Annotated in this window: 18 protein-coding genes; 13 read left to right on the top strand and 5 right to left on the bottom strand. The window is 69.7% G+C overall.

From position 1 onward, the window contains the following. Positions 1 to 109: 109 nt before the first annotated feature. Positions 110 to 508 carry a hypothetical protein gene (locus PHA84_RS11560; RefSeq protein WP_270888253.1) on the top strand — a complete coding sequence of 133 codons (399 nt, stop codon included), beginning with the start codon at positions 110 to 112 and terminating at the stop codon, positions 506 to 508. Positions 509 to 626: 118 nt separating this feature from the next. On the opposite strand, the gene PHA84_RS11555 is transcribed toward PHA84_RS11560, so the two are convergent. After that, complete coding sequence (locus PHA84_RS11555) at positions 627 to 1,142, bottom strand: putative immunity protein (RefSeq protein WP_270888252.1); 516 nt, start codon at positions 1,140 to 1,142, stop codon at positions 627 to 629. A 112-nt stretch (positions 1,143 to 1,254) separates the two neighbouring features. Then, complete coding sequence (locus PHA84_RS11550) at positions 1,255 to 1,584, bottom strand: VOC family protein (protein WP_270888251.1); 330 nt, start codon at positions 1,582 to 1,584, stop codon at positions 1,255 to 1,257. Between the two features lie 310 nt (positions 1,585 to 1,894). On the opposite strand from PHA84_RS11550, the gene PHA84_RS11545 reads away from it, so the two are divergent. Next, positions 1,895 to 2,104: a DUF6582 domain-containing protein gene (locus PHA84_RS11545; RefSeq protein WP_270888250.1), complete on the top strand. Its 210-nt coding sequence runs from the start codon at positions 1,895 to 1,897 to the stop codon at positions 2,102 to 2,104. Positions 2,105 to 2,208: 104 nt separating this feature from the next. Here PHA84_RS11545 and PHA84_RS11540 read toward each other — a convergent pair whose 3' ends face one another. Then, positions 2,209 to 2,646 carry a VOC family protein gene (locus PHA84_RS11540; RefSeq protein ID WP_270888249.1) on the bottom strand — a complete coding sequence of 146 codons (438 nt, stop codon included), beginning with the start codon at positions 2,644 to 2,646 and terminating at the stop codon, positions 2,209 to 2,211. Positions 2,647 to 2,756: 110 nt separating this feature from the next. Between PHA84_RS11540 and PHA84_RS11535 the strand changes: the two genes are divergently transcribed. Next, positions 2,757 to 3,218 (top strand): SRPBCC family protein, encoded by a 462-nt coding sequence (locus PHA84_RS11535; RefSeq protein ID WP_270888248.1) that lies wholly within the window; start codon positions 2,757 to 2,759, stop codon positions 3,216 to 3,218. A 48-nt stretch (positions 3,219 to 3,266) separates the two neighbouring features. Here PHA84_RS11535 and uxaC read toward each other — a convergent pair whose 3' ends face one another. Then, the gene (uxaC, locus tag PHA84_RS11530) at positions 3,267 to 4,688 is read right to left on the bottom strand and encodes a glucuronate isomerase (RefSeq protein ID WP_270888247.1); all 1,422 of its coding nucleotides are present in this window, start codon (positions 4,686 to 4,688) and stop codon (positions 3,267 to 3,269) included. 270 nt (positions 4,689 to 4,958) lie between these two features. Between uxaC and PHA84_RS11525 the strand changes: the two genes are divergently transcribed. The 10 genes from PHA84_RS11525 to PHA84_RS11480 all read left to right on the top strand — a co-directional run bounded on the left by PHA84_RS11525 (position 4,959) and on the right by PHA84_RS11480 (position 16,931). Further along, positions 4,959 to 5,987 (top strand): LacI family DNA-binding transcriptional regulator, encoded by a 1,029-nt coding sequence (locus tag PHA84_RS11525; protein WP_270888246.1) that lies wholly within the window; start codon positions 4,959 to 4,961, stop codon positions 5,985 to 5,987. A 13-nt stretch (positions 5,988 to 6,000) separates the two neighbouring features. After that, positions 6,001 to 7,221 (top strand): ABC transporter substrate-binding protein, encoded by a 1,221-nt coding sequence (locus PHA84_RS11520; protein WP_270888245.1) that lies wholly within the window; start codon positions 6,001 to 6,003, stop codon positions 7,219 to 7,221. After that, complete coding sequence (locus PHA84_RS11515; protein ID WP_270888244.1) at positions 7,218 to 8,396, top strand: ABC transporter ATP-binding protein; 1,179 nt, start codon at positions 7,218 to 7,220, stop codon at positions 8,394 to 8,396. Before PHA84_RS11520 ends, PHA84_RS11515 begins: the two co-directional genes overlap by 4 nt. After that, on the top strand, positions 8,393 to 9,298 hold the full coding sequence (locus PHA84_RS11510) for an ABC transporter permease (protein ID WP_270888243.1): 906 nt from the start codon (positions 8,393 to 8,395) through the stop codon (positions 9,296 to 9,298). Before PHA84_RS11515 ends, PHA84_RS11510 begins: the two co-directional genes overlap by 4 nt. Beyond that, a complete protein-coding gene (locus tag PHA84_RS11505; protein WP_270888242.1) occupies positions 9,298 to 10,182 on the top strand; it encodes an ABC transporter permease in 885 nt (294 codons plus the stop codon). Before PHA84_RS11510 ends, PHA84_RS11505 begins: the two co-directional genes overlap by 1 nt. Further along, positions 10,179 to 11,168, top strand: coding sequence for a sugar kinase (locus tag PHA84_RS11500; protein WP_270888241.1), 990 nt, complete (start codon positions 10,179 to 10,181; stop codon positions 11,166 to 11,168). Before PHA84_RS11505 ends, PHA84_RS11500 begins: the two co-directional genes overlap by 4 nt. Then, positions 11,165 to 12,703, top strand: a complete 1,539-nt coding sequence (locus PHA84_RS11495) for a UxaA family hydrolase (RefSeq protein WP_270888240.1) — start codon at positions 11,165 to 11,167, stop codon at positions 12,701 to 12,703. The genes PHA84_RS11500 and PHA84_RS11495 overlap by 4 nt, the downstream gene beginning before the upstream one ends. After that, positions 12,679 to 14,148, top strand: a complete 1,470-nt coding sequence (locus tag PHA84_RS11490) for a mannitol dehydrogenase family protein (RefSeq protein WP_270888239.1) — start codon at positions 12,679 to 12,681, stop codon at positions 14,146 to 14,148. Before PHA84_RS11495 ends, PHA84_RS11490 begins: the two co-directional genes overlap by 25 nt. Further along, positions 14,145 to 15,371, top strand: a complete 1,227-nt coding sequence (gene manD / locus PHA84_RS11485; RefSeq protein ID WP_270888238.1) for a D-mannonate dehydratase ManD — start codon at positions 14,145 to 14,147, stop codon at positions 15,369 to 15,371. Before PHA84_RS11490 ends, manD begins: the two co-directional genes overlap by 4 nt. Before the next feature lie 90 nt (positions 15,372 to 15,461). Beyond that, positions 15,462 to 16,931, top strand: coding sequence for a glycosyl hydrolase family 28 protein (locus tag PHA84_RS11480; RefSeq protein ID WP_270888237.1), 1,470 nt, complete (start codon positions 15,462 to 15,464; stop codon positions 16,929 to 16,931). A 117-nt stretch (positions 16,932 to 17,048) separates the two neighbouring features. On the opposite strand, the gene PHA84_RS11475 is transcribed toward PHA84_RS11480, so the two are convergent. After that, the gene (locus PHA84_RS11475; protein WP_270888236.1) at positions 17,049 to 18,098 is read right to left on the bottom strand and encodes a LacI family DNA-binding transcriptional regulator; all 1,050 of its coding nucleotides are present in this window, start codon (positions 18,096 to 18,098) and stop codon (positions 17,049 to 17,051) included. Positions 18,099 to 18,207 lie beyond the last annotated feature (109 nt).

Below are 18,207 nucleotides of genomic sequence, written 5' to 3'. Positions count from 1 at the left end.
CGGCCGCTTGCCTGGAGCGACTCGAGGCGACGCGGCCCTGGCCGTGGTCGGGCGTTCCGACTGCGGCAGGTCCTCGCTTGTGCGGGCGGGAATTGGCACCCTTTGCGTCATGAGTCCTGTCAACCTGGAGACGTTGCGCCTCTTCCTGCACGTCCTGGCCGCCACGGTGTGGGTTGGAGGCCAGATCACCCTCGCGGCCCTGGTGCCGGCACTTCGCGCGGCCGGAACCGACGTGCCGAAGGCCGCCGCCCATGCCTTCAACCGAGTCGCGTGGCCCGCGTTCGGGATCTTGGTGCTGACCGGTATCTGGAACGTGGTCGCCGAAGGCGACAAGGGACCGGCCTACCAGCACACCCTGATGGTGAAGTACACACTGGTGGTCGGCTCCGGCGTTACGGCCTATCTGCACGCTCGAGTGGCTTCGCGCAAGGCCATGGCGGTCCTCGGCGCGCTCACCGGACTCACCGCGCTGGCCACGCTGTTTGTCGGGATCATGCTTGCCGAATGAGTCGTCGAAGCTGACCCGGGGGTGTGCGTAGCCGGCGCGGGAGGGCCGCCGACCTGCATGGGTCGCCGACCTGCATGGGTCGCCGACCTGCATGGGTCGGCACGACGCGCGGCCCTGCTCAGCAGTCGAAGACCGACCAGCAGAGGTCGTTCCGCACCCTCTGGTCGTCCAGCACAAGCTCGCGGATCTCCTGCGGGAGCTGATGACGCTGCCAGTGGCATTCGAGTCGCCCCGCCGCCTCGCTCTCTGCCTTCGGCGCCGAGGCTCGTGCCGCCTTGATCGCATAGGCGGCTGCGCCGAGGTCATGCGCGGCGACGTGGGCGACGGCCCCTGCCTGGCCAGCAGCGAACGCGGCATACCGTGCTGCCCCACTGAGGGACCTGGCCGCGCCCATCGCGTGTCCGCCGGCCGCCCGGGACTGCATCATCGTGACCTCGCCACGGGCCCAGGCCCGGACGTGGGCGATTGCTTCACGTGGTCGTGGATCGTCAGGGTGATCCGACTCGAAAAGGTCCACGACGTGCTCCGCGCACGAGGCGGCCCACAGAGCGAGGAGACGGTGGTCCGAGTCAGAGAGAGTCCCGCCGCGACGGATCGTCACCAAGCGAGGGTCCCGAACCTTCGGGAGGATCACCGGTTGTGCGCTCCACCCGGCTTGCCCAGCCCGTCCGGCAGGGTCTGGCGGTCGATGCCGGCAAGCCATGGAACGCCTAGGTGGCCACTCGCGCCCATGCGGCACATCTCGACTACTTTCCCCGCAGGCCGATCGGGTTGCCGTCCTTGTCTGCCAGCACGCAGACCCTCGCCTCTGGTGCGACCTGACGCGGCGCATCGCGCTCGGTGGCACCGGCCGCAACCAGAGCCTCGCGAGCCGCGTCCAGATCCTCGACGTCGACGAACGCCACCGGGCCCCCGCCCTCCCCGGCCGGGTTCAGAGCGACCTCGAACCCGTTGACGTTGTACCCGACGTAGTACGACTCGTCGGTGTGGGGGGAGCCCAGAAGGGCGGTGTACACCGCCTTGGCGGCCTCCACATCGGACACCGGGATCACCAGACTTTGGATCGTCGGACTCATCTGCGTCTCCTCATCAGTAATGCGGCCACAGCTTCGACCGCCGGTTCGTCTTGGCACCCACGCTATGGGCCCGTTCCTGTCCCGGGCTTCTCGATTCCTGACCGATCCCGACCGAGCCCGCGCGAACCCGCAGCCCTGCGATGGCGATGCGGCGGATTCCCGCTGCAAGCGGGTCAGGCCCAAGCAACCGGAGGCGTCCGAGACCGTTACCGATCAGGAGGTACGCCGGTCAGAACGGGCTCCATACCTCGGATTGCGCGATGCGCCAACCGGGTAGCACCGAGGGGGACCCTCAGGAAGGGAGACCGGAGTGTCGAAGGATCTGAGTAGCAGCAAGAACCGCAGGAAGCTGAAGAAGTCGTCGTTCGCGTTGCCGGAGCAGGGGAAGTACCCGATTCCTGATATCGAGCACGCTCGGAACGCCTTGGCCAGGGTGGCTCAAAATGGCTCGGAGGCGGAGAAGAAGAAGGTGCGGGCGGCGGTCGAGAAGAAGTATCCGAGCCTGAAGAAGGACGACTGACCGGGAAGGCAGATCGCGGCGGAACGGCGCACTGTCACCTCCCCCTGCCGTGGCCGCAGTGCCCCCGCGTCCGGCTCCGGAGGAGACAGCCCGGGATCCCGAGGTCAGCTCTTCTTCAGTGCCTCGGCGAGCATCACGAGGATGCCGCTGGGGCCGCGGACATAGGTGAGCTTGTACACGTCCTCGTAGGTGGCCACGGCGCGCAGCGGGCGGCAGCCGTGCCTCGCGGCGATCTCGAGAGCCTCGTCGATGTCGTCGACCGAGAACGCCACGCGGTGCATGCCGATCTCGTTCGGCCGGGTGGGTTCCGTCTCGATCGCGTCCGGGTGGATGTACTCGAAGAGCTCGAGGCGACCGTTGCCGTCTGGCGTCTGGAGCATGGCGATGTTGGCGTGGTTGCCGTCAAGGCCGACCGCGGTGTCGGTCCACTCTCCGCTGACCGTGTCACGACCGACGACGACAAGGCCGAGATCGGTGAAGAAGGCGATCGTCGCTTCGAGGTCGCGGACGGCGATGCCGACGTTCTCCAGTTTGATGGACATGGGTGGCACGCTACCGAGTCAGCTCGACTGCCGGAGTATCCCCGCTACTCCAGTCGGCGGGTGCGCTCCTGGCGCCGGCTCGCGGATGCTTCCAGTGCTTGGATGGACCCATGACGAGTGATGACGACGTCCAACAGGTCGTGAGCGCGAGCCGCGAGATCGCGTCCGGCGCTGCACGCATCTTCGAGCTCATCGCCGACCCGGCCCAGCAACCGCGGTGGGATGGCAATGACAACCTCGCAGAGGCACCCGTCGGGCAGCGAGTGCATTCCGTCGGTGAGGTGTTCACCATGACGACCACAAAGGGGAATGTTCGGGAGAACCACGTGGTCGAGTTCGTCGAGGGCCGCCGCATTGCTTGGAGACCCGCCGAGCCGGGTCAGGCACCGCCCGGTCATCTATGGCGGTGGGAGCTCGAGCCGATCGACTCGTCGCGCACCCGGGTGACCCACACCTATGACTGGACGCAGCTGCCCGATCATGACAAACGCATCCCACGGGCCAGGGCTACTACTCCTGAAAGGCTGGAAGCGTCAGTCGATCGACTCGCAGCGCTCGTCGAGGGGGATTGAGCTGACGGACGTCCTGTCGACGGCCCGGCTGAGCACGTGCCCTATGACTCAGCCTCGGCGGGCGTAGGCCGCCTTCGGGATGTTGTACGCCAGGTCCACGGCCGTCTCCGCGGCCTCGTCCTCGCTCAGCCGGTGCTCCGCGACCAGCCGGGCGAGGTAGCCGGCGTCGATGCGGCGCGACAGGTCGTGGCGGGCCGGGATGGACGCGAAGGCCCGCGTGTCGTCGACGAACCCGGAGGTGTTGTAGAAGCCGGCCGTCTCGGTAGCCAGCTCCCGGAAGCGCCGCATACCGTCAGGGCTGTCGAGGAACCACCACGGCGCGCCGAGGCGGACCGACGGGTAGACCCCCGCGATGGGCGCGAGCTCGCGGCTGTAGACGGTCTCGTCGACGGTGAAGAGGATGACGCGGAAGCCGGGGTCTCGCCCGTAGCTCTCCAGCATCGGCCGCAGTGACCGGGTGTACTCAGTGGCGACCGGGATGTCGAAGCCCTTGTCGGCGCCGAAAGCGGCGAACGTTGCGCTGTGGTGGTTGCGCGCCACACCGGGGTGGATCTGCATCACCAGACCGTCGTCCCGCGACATCCCAGCCATGACGTGCAGCATGTGCCCCGCGAAGGCGCTGGCCTCCTCAGCGGTCACCTCGCCGTTCCACGCGCGCCGGAAGACGTCGGTCGCCTCCGACTCGGCCAGCGGCGTCGTGTCCGCCGACAGGTGCCCGTGGTCGGTGGCCAGCCCACCCGCCGCGATGAAGCACTGACGCCGTGACCGCAGCGCCTCGAGGAAACCCGCGTACGACGAGGTGTCCGCCTCTGCCAGCTCGCCCAGAGTCTTGACGTCGCGCTGCCAGTCGGGGCTGTCGACGTGCACGACCGCGTCCGGCCGGAACGTCGGCACCACGCGCTCTCCGAGCCCCTGCTCCCCGAGCCGGCTGTGCTCGTGCAGGGTGGAGGTCGCCGGGTCCGTCGTCGAGATGAGCTCGATGCGGAACTGGTCGAGCAGCTGCACGGGCCGGAAGTCGTCCTGCGCCAGCCGGGCAGCGATGGCGTCGAATATGGCGTCGGAGGTCTCAGAAGAAGGCTGCAGGTCGACACCGAAGACCTCCACGAGCTCATGCTCCAGCCAGTAGCGCGACGGGGTGCCTCGGAACAGACGCCAGTTCTCGCAGAGGCGGCGCCAGATGGCTCGGGCGTCGGTCTCCACCGGTGCTCCGTCGATGCGCTGGACGCCCAGGTCCTCGGGGGACATCCCCTGTGAGACCAGCATGCGCGTGACGTAGTGGTCCGGCGTGATGAGCAGGCCGGCCGGGTCGGGGAACGCCGGGTTGTCGGAGAACACCGAGGCCTCCACGTGCCCGTGCATGCAGACCAGCGGAAGGCCGGCCGTCTGGCTGTACAGCGTCCGTGCGATCGAGCGGATCGAGGGCTCTGCGGGCAGGGCGCGGTCCGGGTGCAGGGTCAAGGGCGAGGACATGAGAGCTCCTGGTGACGTCGGTCGGCTCGGCCGGCCGACAGCGGCGACGGAGCACGCGATGCAAAGCGTTGCACGCCGTCCAGGGCAGTTGCAACCCTGGCGCGTAAAGTCGTAGTTCGCGCCATTGAAAGGAATCCGGCAAGGAGCCGAGCGGCCGAGGCCCGGCAGAAAAAGTTCCGGCAAGGCATTGACATCGCCCTGCAAACGGTTTCAGACTCTTCCGGAACACCGGACTCAACGAACACCGACTCAACGACGAGGGAGGCCCTGATGGCTGTCACCATCCGGGACGTGGCCAAGGCCGCGGGCGTCTCTCCCTCCACCGTCTCCCGGGCCCTCTCGCTCCCGGACATCGTCGACCCGACCACCCGCGAGCGGGTCATGAAGGTGGCCGACCACCTGGGCTACCGCCCCAACCGGGCGGCCCGGGGCCTGATCACCGGACGCACCGGCAACATCGGGCTGATCCTCCCCGACCTCGCGAACCCGTTCTTCCCTTCCATCGTCAAGGGGATCCAGCAGCAGGCCCACATCGCGGACTACCAGGTCTTCGTCGCCGACACCGACGAGGACCCGACGGCCGAGCTCGGTCTGGTCCGGTCTCTGGCCAAGCAGGTCGACGGGATCATTCTGTGTTCTCCCCGCATGAAGCCGTCCGAGCTGCGGGAGGCCGCGACCTACTGCCCGGTGGTCCTCGTCAACCGCAAGGCCGGCTCGATCCCGGCCGTGGCCATGGACAACGCCGACGGCATGCGCCAGGTCATCGACCACCTCGCCGGTCTGGGGCACCGCCGGATCGGCTTCGTCGCCGGCCCGCGCTCCAGCTGGTCCACCAAGGAGCGGCTGCGAGGGCTCCGCGCCGCGGCGGCCGCCGCGGCGGTCGAGCTGGTCGAGCTGGGCCACTTCGCGCCGACCTTCGACGGCGGCATGGAGTCCGTCGAGGGCACGCTCATCGGCGGTGTCACCGCGGTGATCGCCTACAACGACCTCGTCGCCCTGGGGCTGCTGAGCGCGCTGCGCGACCGGGGCATCGACGTGCCCAGCCAGGTCAGCGTCGTAGGGATCGACAACATCCAGCTGTCGGCCATGGTCCACCCCGCGCTGACGACCCTCGACATCCCCAAGGAGAAGGCCGGCCGCACCTCCATCGACCTCCTGCTGCACCTGCTCGGCGACCCGGCCGCCGGCACGGGTCCGGCGCGGGAGCTGCCCACCGAACTGCTGGTACGGCATACCACCGCACCGGCCCCCACGACCACGTCCGAGCCGTCGGGCCGGCGCCGCGCTTCGCGGCTCTGAAGAAGGGAACACCATGCGTATCACCCAGCGCACCACTCTGCTCGCCTCGAGCGCCGTCCTCGCGGGGCTCGTCGCCGCCTGCGGCGCCCCCAACACGTCCGCCCAGGGTGGCGGCTCGGGGAACGGGGAGGTCCCCACCAAGCCGTCCAAGGCTGTGACGCTGAACATCCTCGACGTCGCCGGCAACCTGCAGCTGACCCAAGGCATGATCGACGACTTCGTCAAGCAGCACCCCGACGTCATCTCGCGCGTCACCTACTCCAAGGCGCCCGCGCCCGACCTCGTCGGCAAGATCAAGGCGCAGCAGGGCGCCGGCCGTGTCGACATCGGCCTGGTCCTCACCGGCACCGACGGCCTGTCGGCCGGCAGTGAGCAGGGGCTGTGGCAGGAGGTCCTGCCCAAGTACAAGGATCGCCTGAGCAACATGAGCACCTACCAGGAGCCCGCTGCGAAGATGCAGGAGCTCGGTGGCAACAACGGCGTCGTCGTGACCTACTACCCTTCCGGGCCGCTCCTCGAGTACATGCCCGACAAGGTCCCGAACCCCCCGAAGAGCGCTGAGGAGCTGCTCGCCTACGCCAAGGCGAACCCCGGCAAGGTGGAGTACGCCCGACCGGCCAACTCCGGCCCGGGCCGCACGTTCCTCATGGGCCTGCCGTACATCCTCGGGGACAAGGACCCCAAGGACCCGATCCACGGCTGGGACAAGACCTGGGCGTACCTGGCTGAGCTGGGCAAGTACATCAACACCTACCAGACCGGAACCACCGCGACGATGAAGGACCTGGCCAACGGCACGGTCAACATCCTGGCGACCACTACCGGCTGGGACATCAACCCGCGCGTCCTGGGCACGGTGCCCGAGTCCGCGAAGATCAGCACCCTCAAGGGCTTCCACTTCGTCACCGACGCGCACTACGCGGTTATCCCCAAGGGCGCCTCGGCCGACCAGCAGGCGGCCGTGCTGCAGCTCGTGCAGTTCATGCTCACCAAGGAGCAGCAGGCCAAGGCGTATGACGACGGCTACTTCTACCCCGGCCCGGCCGTCGACGGTGTCGACATCTCCATGGCCCCCAAGAAGAGCCAGGACGCCATCGCCAAGTTCGGTCGCCCGGAGTACGACGCGCTGATCAAGGACACCCCCAAGGAGGTTCCGCTGGACAACAAGTCGATGGTCGCCGCCTTCGACAAGTGGGATCGCGAGATCGGTGGCTCGAAGGTGAAGAAGCAGTGACTGAGAAGACCGAGTTCGAGCAGCTCCGCCTCGACGGGGTCGGCCGCAGGTTCGGCGGCCAGGACGCTCTGCAGGACCTCGACCTGACGATCCGGGCGGGCGAGTTCATCGCTCTGCTCGGGCCGTCAGGCTGCGGGAAGTCGACCGCGCTCAACTGCCTCGCCGGGCTGCTTCCGCTCACGGCGGGCAGCATCTGGCAGGACAGCAAGCGCATAGACACCCTGCCGCCGGAGCGCCGTGGGTTCGGGATGGTGTTCCAGAACTACGCACTGTTCCCGCACATGACGGTACGCAGCAACATCGCCTTCGGTCTGCAGATGCGCCGCCTTCCCAAGGCGGACGTCACCCGTCGCACCGAGGAGGCCATCCGCCTCGTGCAGCTCGAGGAGCACGCCGGCAAGCTGCCGGGCCAGCTCTCCGGTGGACAGCAGCAGCGTGTCGCCATCGCCCGCGCGGTGGTACTCGAGCCGTCGCTCGTCCTCATGGACGAGCCGCTGAGCAACCTCGACGCCAAGCTGCGCCTCGAGATGCGCACCGAGATCCGGCGGCTGCACCAGAGCCTCGGCCTCACCACGGTGTACGTCACCCACGACCAGGAGGAGGCGCTGTCGATGGCAGACCGCCTCGTCGTCCTGCGCAAGGGCAGGGTGCAGCAGATCGGCACCCCCGAGGAGCTGCACACCAAGCCGACCAACTGGCACGTGGCCGACTTCATGGGCTTCCGCAACCTCCTCACCGTGAAGGTCCAGGAGGCCGGCGGGCGCCAGGTCGTCGTGGAGGGCCCGGGGATCCGGCTGGCCGCCACTGCCATGGCCCAGGTGTCCTCCGGGGAGCGCGTCGTGGCCGGCGTGCGTCCCGAGGACCTGGTCGTGCAGCCGGCGGCAGCCGCCAACGGCGGGGGGAACGTCATACGGGCCATGGTGGAGGTCGTCGAGTACCAGGGCCGCGAGCTCGCGGTGGAGGCGCGCACCCCAGAGGGCCACCGGCTCCACCTACGCACTCCCGAGCGCGTGACCGCAGGCGAGGCGATCTCGGTCTCCGTGGCGCCAGAGCGGCTGCTCGTCTTCCCGCTCGGCGACGAGGCGCCGCCCGCCGGTGTCCCGGTTCTGGGCGATGGTGCATCGAGCAGCGTCGGCGCGCCAGTGCTCAGCCGGGCTGGCGGGGAGGCGCCGTGAGCACCGAGGCGGCCACCCAGCACCCAGGTCTGAGCGTGCGGCACCGGCTCGCCGAGCGCGGTGTCGACAGCCAGCTGCTGCTCCTGCTGCCGGCCGTCGTCTTCGTCATCGGCCTGTTCGTCTACCCCTTCCTCTACGGCCTGGGCCTGTCGTTCCAGCCGGCGAAGGGTGGTGGCGCGTTCGCGGACTACCAGCGGTTCTTCTCCGACTCGTTCCAGCGCGACACGATCTGGAAGACATTGCGCCTCTCGGTCCCTGCGGCGCTGTTCAACGTGCTGGCCTCCGTGCCGATCGCCTACCGGATGCGGGGCAAGTTCCGCGGGAAGCGCCTGATCACCACCTTGCTCGTCATCCCCATCACGCTGGGGACGGTGCTGACGGCCGAGGGCCTGCTCAACTTCCTGGGCCCGGCGGGATGGTTCAACCGCACCCTCATGAGCATCGGGCTGGTCGACCACCCGGTGCGGCTGATCAACAACTACTGGGGCGTCTTCTTCTCCCTGGTGATCACCGGCTTTCCCTTCGCCTTCCTGCTGATCCTGTCCTACATCTCGGGGATCGACCCCAGCCTGGAGCGGGCGGCGGCGACGCTGGGCGCCGACTGGCGAGCCAGGTTCCAGCGAATCACGTTGCCCCTGCTGGCTCCCGGACTCGCTACGACGTTCTGCCTCACCTTCGTGCTGGCCTTCAGCGTCTTCCCTTCGGCGATCCTCGTCGGTGACCCCACGGGCGCCACGCGGGTGATCTCCATCGCTGCCTACCAGGCGGCCTACGAGCAGTACGACTACCCGTTCGCCTCGGCGATCGCGATGGTGATGGGCGCTGTCGAGCTGCTCGTCATCGCCGTGGTGCTGCTGTGGCGAAGCAGGTTCTACGTCGGGTCCACAGGAGGCAAGGGCTGATGACCGCCGTCAACGCACCAACAGCGGGCGGCACACACGCCGCCGACAGACGCCGGCGAATCGCCGCCAGCCCGGCCGCCTGGACGGTGTGGGGAGCGGTCGTGCTCTTCATGATCTTCCTCGTCGGCATCGTCGGCTCCGTCCTCGTGAACTCGTTCGGTACGAGGTGGTTCGGCACCTGGCTGCCGCAGGGCGTCACCGCCGGCTGGTACAGCCAGGCCTGGACCGACTTCGCCCTCCTGCAGGTCATCATCACCACTCTCGAGGTCGCCGCCGCCGTGGTCGTCCTCTCGGTGCTGGTCGGGGTTCCCGCGTCCTATGTCCTGGCGCGGCGCAACTTCCCCGGCAAGAAGGTCGTCTACCTCGCGTTCCTGCTGCCGATCATGATGCCGCCGATCACCTACGGCATCCCGCTCGCGACGGTGCTCTACAAGTTCAACCTCGCGGGCAACCTCTCCGGCGTCATCCTCGCGAACCTGGTGCCCTGCGTACCGTTCGTCATCCTCACGATGACGCCCTTCATCGAGCAGATCGACCCTGCGATCGAGCGGGCCGCCCGCATGTCAGGGGCCCGCACGCTCTCGATCTTCACGCGGATCCTCGCGCCGCTGCTGGTGCCCGGCATCCTCGCCTCGTCGATCCTCGTCCTGGTCCGCACGGTCGGCATGTTCGAGCTCACCTTCCTCACCGCCGGCCCCGACTCCACCACCCTCGTGGTGGCGCTGTTCAACTCCATGAACGCCGCAGGCATCCGGGCGCAGCAGTCGGTGGACGCGATGGCCGTGATCTACATGAGCGTGATGATGGTTCTGCTCGTGGTGGCCCTGCGGTTCGTGAACCCCACCCAGCTGGTGGCCCAGGTCAAGGAGGAGCCGGAGCCGTGAGCGCCCCGACAACCGGCCGTATGCCGGGCGGCGCCCCGGATGTCGTCGTGCTCGGTGAGGTCCTCGTGGAGCTGTCGTCGCTGGAGGGGCTCCATGACGGAGCCGCCTTCCGCCTCGGGTTCTCCGGGGACGCGCTCAACACAGCGGCCGCGGCGTCCGCGGCCGGTGCCCACGTCGCCCTGGTGGCACGGGTTCCCGACGACGAGCTCGGCGACGAGCTGCTCGCCCGCGTGCGGCAGCTCGACGTCGACACGTCGCGGGTCATCCGGGCGCCTGGCCAGCATGGCCTGTACCTGACCCATGCCGACCCCGACGGTGAGCGCGCGTTCACCTATGTGCGCCGGGGAAGCGCCGGGTCGCAGCTAGGCACGGAGGACCTCGACGACTCCCTGCTCAGCACGGCGGGGGTTGTCGTGGCGAGCGGGATCGCTTGCGCCATCTCCTCGTCCGCGGCGGCGGCCGTGCTGCACGCCGCGCAGGTGAGCGGCCGCTTCGTCTACGACCCCAACTTCCGCACACGGCTGACCACGTCAGCCGAGGCGTCGGCGGCACTGCGCCGCATCGCCCCTCACGCCGAGGTCATCACGCCGTCGTGGCCCGGCGAGACCGGACAGCTCCTCGGCCTACCGGCCGACACCGTCCCCCAGGCCGCCCTGACCTCCCTCACGGCGCTGGGGGCCGGCGCAGTCGTCATGACCTGTGGGCCGGCCGGAGCCTGGGTGTCCTCCCCGGCCGGAGTCGAGCACGTCCCCGGGCTGCCCGCGCCCCGGGTCGTCGACCAGACCGGTGCCGGTGACTGCCTCACCGGGACGCTGGCCGCCCGACTGGCACTCGGCGACTCGCTCGTCGACGCCGTCCGACTGGCCACCAGCGCCGCCGCGCTGTCGGTCCAGGGCCAGGGCGGCACGGGCTACGTACCAACCCTTTCCGAGACCCGCCGAGCCCTGGTCGCCGCGCGGCCTGCTGAGGAGCTGACCAACCGATGAGCGAGCAGCTGCTGCGCCTGTCCGAGGGCGACGACGTCGCCATCGCCCACGACCCGATCCTGGCCGGAGCCACCGTCTCGCTTCCCGGTGATGCTCACCAGGTCACCATCGCCAGTGACATCCCGCGCGGTCACAAGGTGGCCCTGCACGACATCGCCGCCGGCGACCTCGTCCGCAAGTACGGCCACGTCATCGGCGTCGCCACTGCGCCCATCCGCCGCGGCGAGCACATCCACGTCCACAACCTGGCCCTGCCGGAGGGCGCGTCCGCCCTCGCCTCGGGCGGCGCGTCGACCGCGGGTCTGCCCAGCCTGCCCGCCGACCTGCGCCGCACCTTCCAGGGCATCCGGCGCACCAGCGGCGCCGTCGCCACGCGTAACTACATCGGGGTGCTCACCACGGTGAACTGCTCGGCCACGGTGGCGCGCCAGGTGGTGCGTCGCATGGAGGACGAGGTTGCGGCCCTGCACCCCGAGGGGGTCGACGGCGTGGTCGCCCTGACCCACGGGACGGGATGCGGCATGGCGAGCCGAGGGCAGGGCTGGGATGTGCTCCAGCGAACCCTCAGTGGCTACGCCCACCACCCCAACATCGGGGCCCTCGTGGTGCTGGGGCTGGGGTGCGAGGTCAACGCGGTGAGCGGGCTGATGCGCGACCTGGGCCTGGACGAGGCGCTGCCGCACGAGTCGTTCACCATCCAGGACGCGGGTGGCACCGCTGCCGCGATCGCCCAGGGGGAGAAGCTGGTCCGTGGGATGGCCGCTGACCTGCGCGGGACCCGGCGTGAGGAGGTGGGCGTCGAGCACCTCGTCCTCGGCCTCCAGTGCGGCGGCTCCGACGCCTGGTCGGGGCTGACCGCGAACCCGGCGCTCGGCGTCGCCAGCGACCTGATCGTCGCGGCCGGCGGGACGAGCGTGCTGGGGGAGACCCCGGAGGTCTACGGGGCCGAGCAGATGCTGGCCGAGCGTGCCGTCCGGCCCGAGGTGGGCCAGGCGCTCCTCGACCGGATCGCGTGGTGGGAGGACTACACCGCGTCGCAGGGCACGACGCTCGACGGCAACCCCTCGCCTGGCAACAAGGAGGGCGGCATCACCACCATCCTCGAGAAGTCGCTCGGTGCGGTGGCCAAGGGCGGCCACAGCCCGCTCCACGCGGTGTGCGGGTACGCCGAGCCGATCCCCACCCCCGGGTTCGTGTTCATGGACACCCCCGGCTACGACCCCGTCTCGGTGACCGGCATGGTCGCCGGCGGCGCCAACCTCATCTGCTTCACCACCGGGCGTGGCTCCGTGTTCGGCAGCAGGCCGGTGCCCACCGTCAAGCTCGCCACCAACTCCAGCCTGGCGATGCGGATGGCCGGCGACATCGACCTGGACTGCTCTGCCGTGGTCGAGCAGGGCGTCTCCCTCGAGCAGATGGGCCGGCAGGTCTACGACCTGCTCCTCGACACCGCCTCCGGGCGGCGCTCCTTCAGCGAGGAGCTGGCGCTGGGCGGCGAGGAGTTCGTGCCGTGGCAGCTCGGGGCGGTGTTGTGAGCCGCCTGTCGCGGGCCTCGCTGCCACAGGTGCCCTCCGGCCCCCGGGTGGCGGGGCCGCCGCCCTCCGGCCTCGCAGAACGCGTCGGCATCCTGCACCTGGGGATCGGCGCCTTCCACCGGGCGCACCAGGCGGTGTTCACCGAGGACGCTGCCCTGGCCGCCGACGAGCCGGGCTGGGGCATCTGCGGCGTCACGCAGCGTTCCGCGTCGGTCGTCGAGCAGCTTCGGCCGCAGGACTGTCTGTATGCCGTGCTGGAGCGGGGGAGTGGGGAGCCGACCGCGCGCATCGTGGGGCAGGTGTCCGACGTGCTCTTCGCGGCCGAGGAGGGGGACCGGCTCACCCAGCGGTTCACCGACCCCGCGGTCCGCGTCGTGACGTTGACGGTCACCGAGAAGGGCTACCGGCGCGCGGCCACCGGACGGCTCGACCTCGACGACCCGGTCGTGCAGTCCGATCTCGCCGGTGGTGCCCGCAGCACGGTGGGCCAGATCGTCCGTGGCCTTCAGGCGCGGGCCGAGGCCGACGCGGGCGGCATCTCGGTCCTCTCGTGCGACAACCTCATCGACAACGGTCGCGTGCTGCACCGTCTCGTCATGGACTTCTGTGCCGCCCTGCCCTCAGCGGAGGGCGGCGCCATCGGCGCGTGGGTCGAGCAGCACGTTTCCTTTCCGAGCTCCATGGTGGACCGGATCGTGCCCGCCACGACGGAGGCCGACCGGGCGGACGCCGCCGCCCTGCTCGGGTGCATCGACGAGGCGCTCGTCGTCGCAGAGCCGTTCCGCCAGTGGGTGATCGAGGACGCGTTCTCCGCCGGTCGTCCCGCGTGGGAGCGCGCTGGCGCCGACCTCGTCGCGGACGTGGCGCCCTTCGAGCAGCTGAAGCTGCGCATGCTCAACGGCACGCACTCCCTGCTCGCCTACCTCGGAGCCCTGCGCGGCTACGACACCATCGCGCAGGCCGTCTCGGACGACGAGCTGGCAGACGCAGCACGGAACCTCATGCGCCAGGACGTCATCCCGACCCTCGTGCAGCCTCAGGGGCTGGACGTCGCGGCCTACGGGGAGCAGGTGCTCGAGCGGTTCGCGAACCCCGCTCTGCGGCACCGCACCACCCAGGTGGCGATGGACGGTTCACAGAAGCTGCCCCTCCGGCTGCTCGGCACGGTCCGCGACCGGCTGGCCGCGGGGGAGACGCCTGAGTGGGCCGCGCTCGCCGTGGCGGCCTGGATGGCGTATGTCGCCACCGCGCGGGATCGGCGTGGCCAGGAGCTCCCGCTGGACGACCCGCTGGCCCAGCGACTGCGCCAGGCCGCCGGCACGGGCGGTGACGCCACAGCGGTCGTGAACGGCCTCCTCTGCGTGCGGGAGGTGTTCGGAGAGGACCTGCCTGAGTCGGCGGCCTTCAAGGACTGCCTGACCGGCCACCTGAAGGGGCTGCTGTGAAGATCGTCGCCGCCGAGGTCATCGTCACGAGCCCCGACCGCAACTTCGTCACCCTGAAGATCACGACCGAGGACGGCATCGTCGGCCTCGGGGACGGCACACTCAACGGGCGCGAGCTCTCCGTGGCGTCGTACCTGGCCGACCACGTCGTCCCGCTCCTCCTCGGCCGCGACGCGCACCAGATCGAGGACACCTGGCAGTTCCTCTACCGCTCCGCCTACTGGCGCCGCGGTCCGGTCACGATGACGGCGATCGCGGCAGTGGACGTGGCCCTGTGGGATATCAAGGCCAAAGCCGCCGGTATGCCGCTCTACCAGCTGCTCGGCGGCGCTTCCCGCACCGGCGTGATGGCGTACGGGCACGCCTCCGGCCGCGACACCGAGGAGCTCTTCGACTCCGTCCGCCACCACCTCGAGGAGGGGTTCCGCTCCATCCGCGTGCAGACCTCGGTGCCCGGCATCGACGCGGTGTACGGCGTGCCGGCCACCCGGTCCGCCGGACGGGCGCACCACTACGAGCCCGCGCAGCGCGCCCCCCTGCCGGCTGAGGAGGACTGGGACACCGGGGCCTACCTCAGGCACGTCCCGACCGTGTTCGAGGCGGTACGCGGCGAGTTCGGCGCCGACCTGCCCCTGCTACACGACGCGCACCACCGGCTGACCCCCATCCAGGCCGCGCGGCTCGGCCGGGATCTCGAGCCCTACGACCTGTTCTGGCTCGAGGACTGCACGCCGGCGGAGAACCAGGACGCCCTGCGGCTGGTCCGCCAGCACACGACCACCCCGCTGGCCATCGGCGAGGTGCTGAACACGGTGTGGGACTACCAGACGCTGGTCCGCGAGCAGCTCATCGACTACGTGCGCTCCTCCGTCACGCACACCGGCGGCGTCACGGCGCTGCGCAGGCTGCTCGACTTCGCCGCCCAGTACCAGGTCAAGTCGGGGATCCACGGACCCACGGACATCTCGCCCGTCGGCTTCGCCGCGGGGCTCCACCTCGACCTGGCGATCCACAACTTCGGCATCCAGGAGTACATGCCGCACGGAGCACTCACCAACGAGGTGTTCCGACAGACGTTCACGTTCGGGGACGGCTACCTACACCCGGGGACCGCACCCGGTCTCGGGGTCGAGCTCGACGAGGAGGCGGCCGGCCGGTTCCCGTACCAGCCGGCATACCTGCCCTTCAACCGGCTCAAGGACGGCACGGTCCACGACTGGTGAGCGCTCACGGGCCCCGACCCGTGGGCAGAGGCTGCGGCTGAGCGCCGCCGCTTCCATGACAAGAAGTTGTTGCCATCAAAGGAGATTGCAGTGGTTCAGCGGCATACACGACGGGACTTCCTGAGGTTCACGGCCATCGGCGCCGGCACCGTCGGGTTCGCCCTCGGCGCGCAGGGGACGGCCCTTGCGGCTGGGAACGGTGAAGGCCCGGGCCCGTTCCCGCCGGGGAACCCATGGGGGCGGGCCGAGTACATCAAGGCGACGGTGCGCGCACCGCACTTCCCCGACCGGTACTTCGACATCACCGACCACGGGGCAGTCGCCGGGGGCACCGTCGACTGCACGGAGGCCTTCAGGGACGCGATCGCGACCTGCCACGCCGCAGGAGGTGGACACGTCGTCGTCCCGGCGGGCGACTACCTGACTGGACCGATCCACCTGAAGAGCAACGTGGACCTCCACGTCACCGAGAACGCGCGCATCCGGTTCAGCCAGAACCCCGCCGACTACCTGCCCGCGGTGCTGACGCGGTTCGAGGGCATCGAGCTCTACAACTACTCCCCGCTGATCTACGCGTTCGAGCAGGAGAACATCGCGGTCACGGGCTCGGGCACGCTCGACGGCCAGGCGGACAACGCGCACTGGTGGCCTTGGAAGGGGAAGACCGACTTCGGCTGGAAGAAGGGCGACCCGTGGCAGGGCCCGGCGCGCGACCGGCTGAGCGCCATGGCGGATGCCGGTGTGCCCGTAGAGCAGCGGCAGTTCGGCGAGGGCGACTACCTGCGCTCGGCGTTCATCGAGCCGTACCGCTGCAGCAACGTCCTCATCGGGGGCGTCACGATCGTGAACTCGCCGATGTGGGAGATCCACCCGACCCTCTCGGACCACGTGCTCGTGCAGAACGTCACTGTCAGCTCGCACGGACCGAACAACGACGGCTGCGACCCCGAGTCGAGCCGGATGGTCGTCATCAGCGACTGCCTCTTCGACACCGGTGACGACTGCATCGCCATCAAGTCGGGGAAGAACACCGACGGGCGGCGGGTCGACGTCCCCAGCCAGGACATCCTCGTCGAGGGATGCCAGATGCGCGACGGGCACGGCGGCGTGACGATCGGCAGCGAGATGTCCGGGGGAGTGCGGAACGTCTTCGTGCGTGACTGCCAGATGTCGAGCCCGAACCTCGACATCGCCCTGCGGTTCAAGACCAACTCCCTGCGTGGTGGGTTCATCACGGGCTTCCACGCCCGCGACATCACCGTCGGGCAGGTCGGTCAGGCCGTCATCGACATCAACTTCTACTACGAGGACGGGCCTGGCCAGGGCTTCAACCCCCTGGTGTCCGACATCAACGTCGAGAGGATGACGGTCCAGTCCGCCAAGCAGTCGCTGAACCTGCGCGGCTACAGCGACGACCACATCCGCGGGGTGCGCCTCACCGATGTCGACTTCGGCACCACGTCCAAGGCCCCGACCGTGGAGTACGTCGACAACCTGGTGCTGAGCAACGTCACCGAGAACGGCAAGCCGCTGGTCGTGGCCGGGGCCACCGCGGCCTGACGACCTGGTCACGGCGGTGCCGGGTCCGGTGCGACGAACAGCTCCACGAGCGTTCCGGCACCTGGCCCGGCACCGGTGTGCGGCTCGCGCCGCAGGAGTGGGCGCCGGCCCGCGCAGTCAGCGAGCGGCCCGGCGGCCGTCCCGTCGGCCAGCCCCGGACTGCAGGCGCTTCGGGTGCGGAGCTGTCGACTGGCGGACCACCAGTGCCGAGGGGAGCCACTGCTCCGACGCCACCTCACCGTCCTGCATCTGCTGTCGCAGCATGGCCCACGCTGCGCGGCCCAGGTCCTCCTTCGGCACGCTGACCGTCGTGAGCGGCGGGCCGAGGAACGCGGCGACCGGGATGTCGTCGAAGCCGACCACCGACAGGTCGCCCGGGACAGCCACCTCGAGCTCTCGCAGCCGGGCAAGCGCTCCCACGGCGACGAGGTCGTTGAACGCGAGCACCCCCGTCACGCCTTCGCGCAGCAGGTCGGGCAGACGGGTGAACCCGGCGTCGCTCGCCGAACCCGCCACGGTGACGGAGACCTCCATGCCGCAGGCCGCTGCGGCGGAGGTGAGGCCCTCCCGGCGGCGCGCGTCCGACCACGACGACTGCGGGCCGGCGAGATAGCCGACGTGACGGTGGCCCAGCTCGTAGAGGTGGGTCACCGCCTGCGCCATACCGACGGCCGAGTCGACACCGATCGTGCCGAGGGGAAGGCCTGCGACGGAACGGTTGGTGCAGATCACGGGGATGTCGAGTCCGGCGACCGCCTGAAGGTGCGCGCGGGACATGCGCGGCGAGCACAGCACCATGCCGTCACAGCGTTCGGCCAGCTGCTCCACGAGCTGGATCTCCTCCTCCGGGTCCTCCCCGGAGTCGACCACCAGCAGCCGGTGCTCACCGGCGCGCACGTCGTTGGCCAGGCCCTTGAGCACATGGGTGAAGAACGGGTTTGCAAGGTCCGGGACGACCACGCCGATGCTGGTCGTGCGTCCGCGCCGGAAGTCCCGCGCCACCGCGTTCGGCCGGTACCCCAGCTCGTCGGCCGCCGCGCGGACGCGCACCACCAGCTCCTGGTCGGCCACGGGCCGCTCGTTGAGCACTCGCGACACGGTCGAGATCGACACTCGCGCCTGACGAGCCACGTCGATGATGGTGGCTCGCTTTGCTGCCCCGCTCACATTCCTCCCCACGACGTCGGTCCACCCCGAGGCTACAGGCGCCCCGGGACCTGCCTCGCATGGCTCGACCTTGGACCCTCGGAAAGTCTTGACAGCGGCCCACCGCTCG

Origin of the sequence: Pedococcus sp. 5OH_020, assembly GCF_027812955.1 — a bacterium.
Lineage (GTDB): Bacteria > Actinomycetota > Actinomycetes > Actinomycetales > Dermatophilaceae > Pedococcus.
The sequence above is the reverse complement of the archived record's forward strand: the minus strand, read 5'-3'. Positions and strand labels throughout refer to the sequence as shown.

Excerpts from the sequence above, each read along its gene's own strand:
- PHA84_RS11540 (WP_270888249.1), bottom strand. The coding sequence starts at position 2,646 with ATGTCCATCAAACTGGAGAACGTCGGCATCGCCGTCCGCGACCTCGAA.
- PHA84_RS11505 (WP_270888242.1), top strand. The coding sequence starts at position 9,298 with ATGACCGCCGTCAACGCACCAACAGCGGGCGGCACACACGCCGCCGAC.
- PHA84_RS11560 (WP_270888253.1), top strand. The coding sequence starts at position 110 with ATGAGTCCTGTCAACCTGGAGACGTTGCGCCTCTTCCTGCACGTCCTG.
- PHA84_RS11520 (WP_270888245.1), top strand. The coding sequence starts at position 6,001 with ATGCGTATCACCCAGCGCACCACTCTGCTCGCCTCGAGCGCCGTCCTC.
- PHA84_RS11550 (WP_270888251.1), bottom strand. The coding sequence starts at position 1,584 with ATGAGTCCGACGATCCAAAGTCTGGTGATCCCGGTGTCCGATGTGGAG.
- PHA84_RS11535 (WP_270888248.1), top strand. The coding sequence starts at position 2,757 with ATGACGAGTGATGACGACGTCCAACAGGTCGTGAGCGCGAGCCGCGAG.
- PHA84_RS11495 (WP_270888240.1), top strand. The coding sequence starts at position 11,165 with ATGAGCGAGCAGCTGCTGCGCCTGTCCGAGGGCGACGACGTCGCCATC.
- uxaC (WP_270888247.1), bottom strand. The coding sequence starts at position 4,688 with ATGTCCTCGCCCTTGACCCTGCACCCGGACCGCGCCCTGCCCGCAGAG.
- PHA84_RS11525 (WP_270888246.1), top strand. The coding sequence starts at position 4,959 with ATGGCTGTCACCATCCGGGACGTGGCCAAGGCCGCGGGCGTCTCTCCC.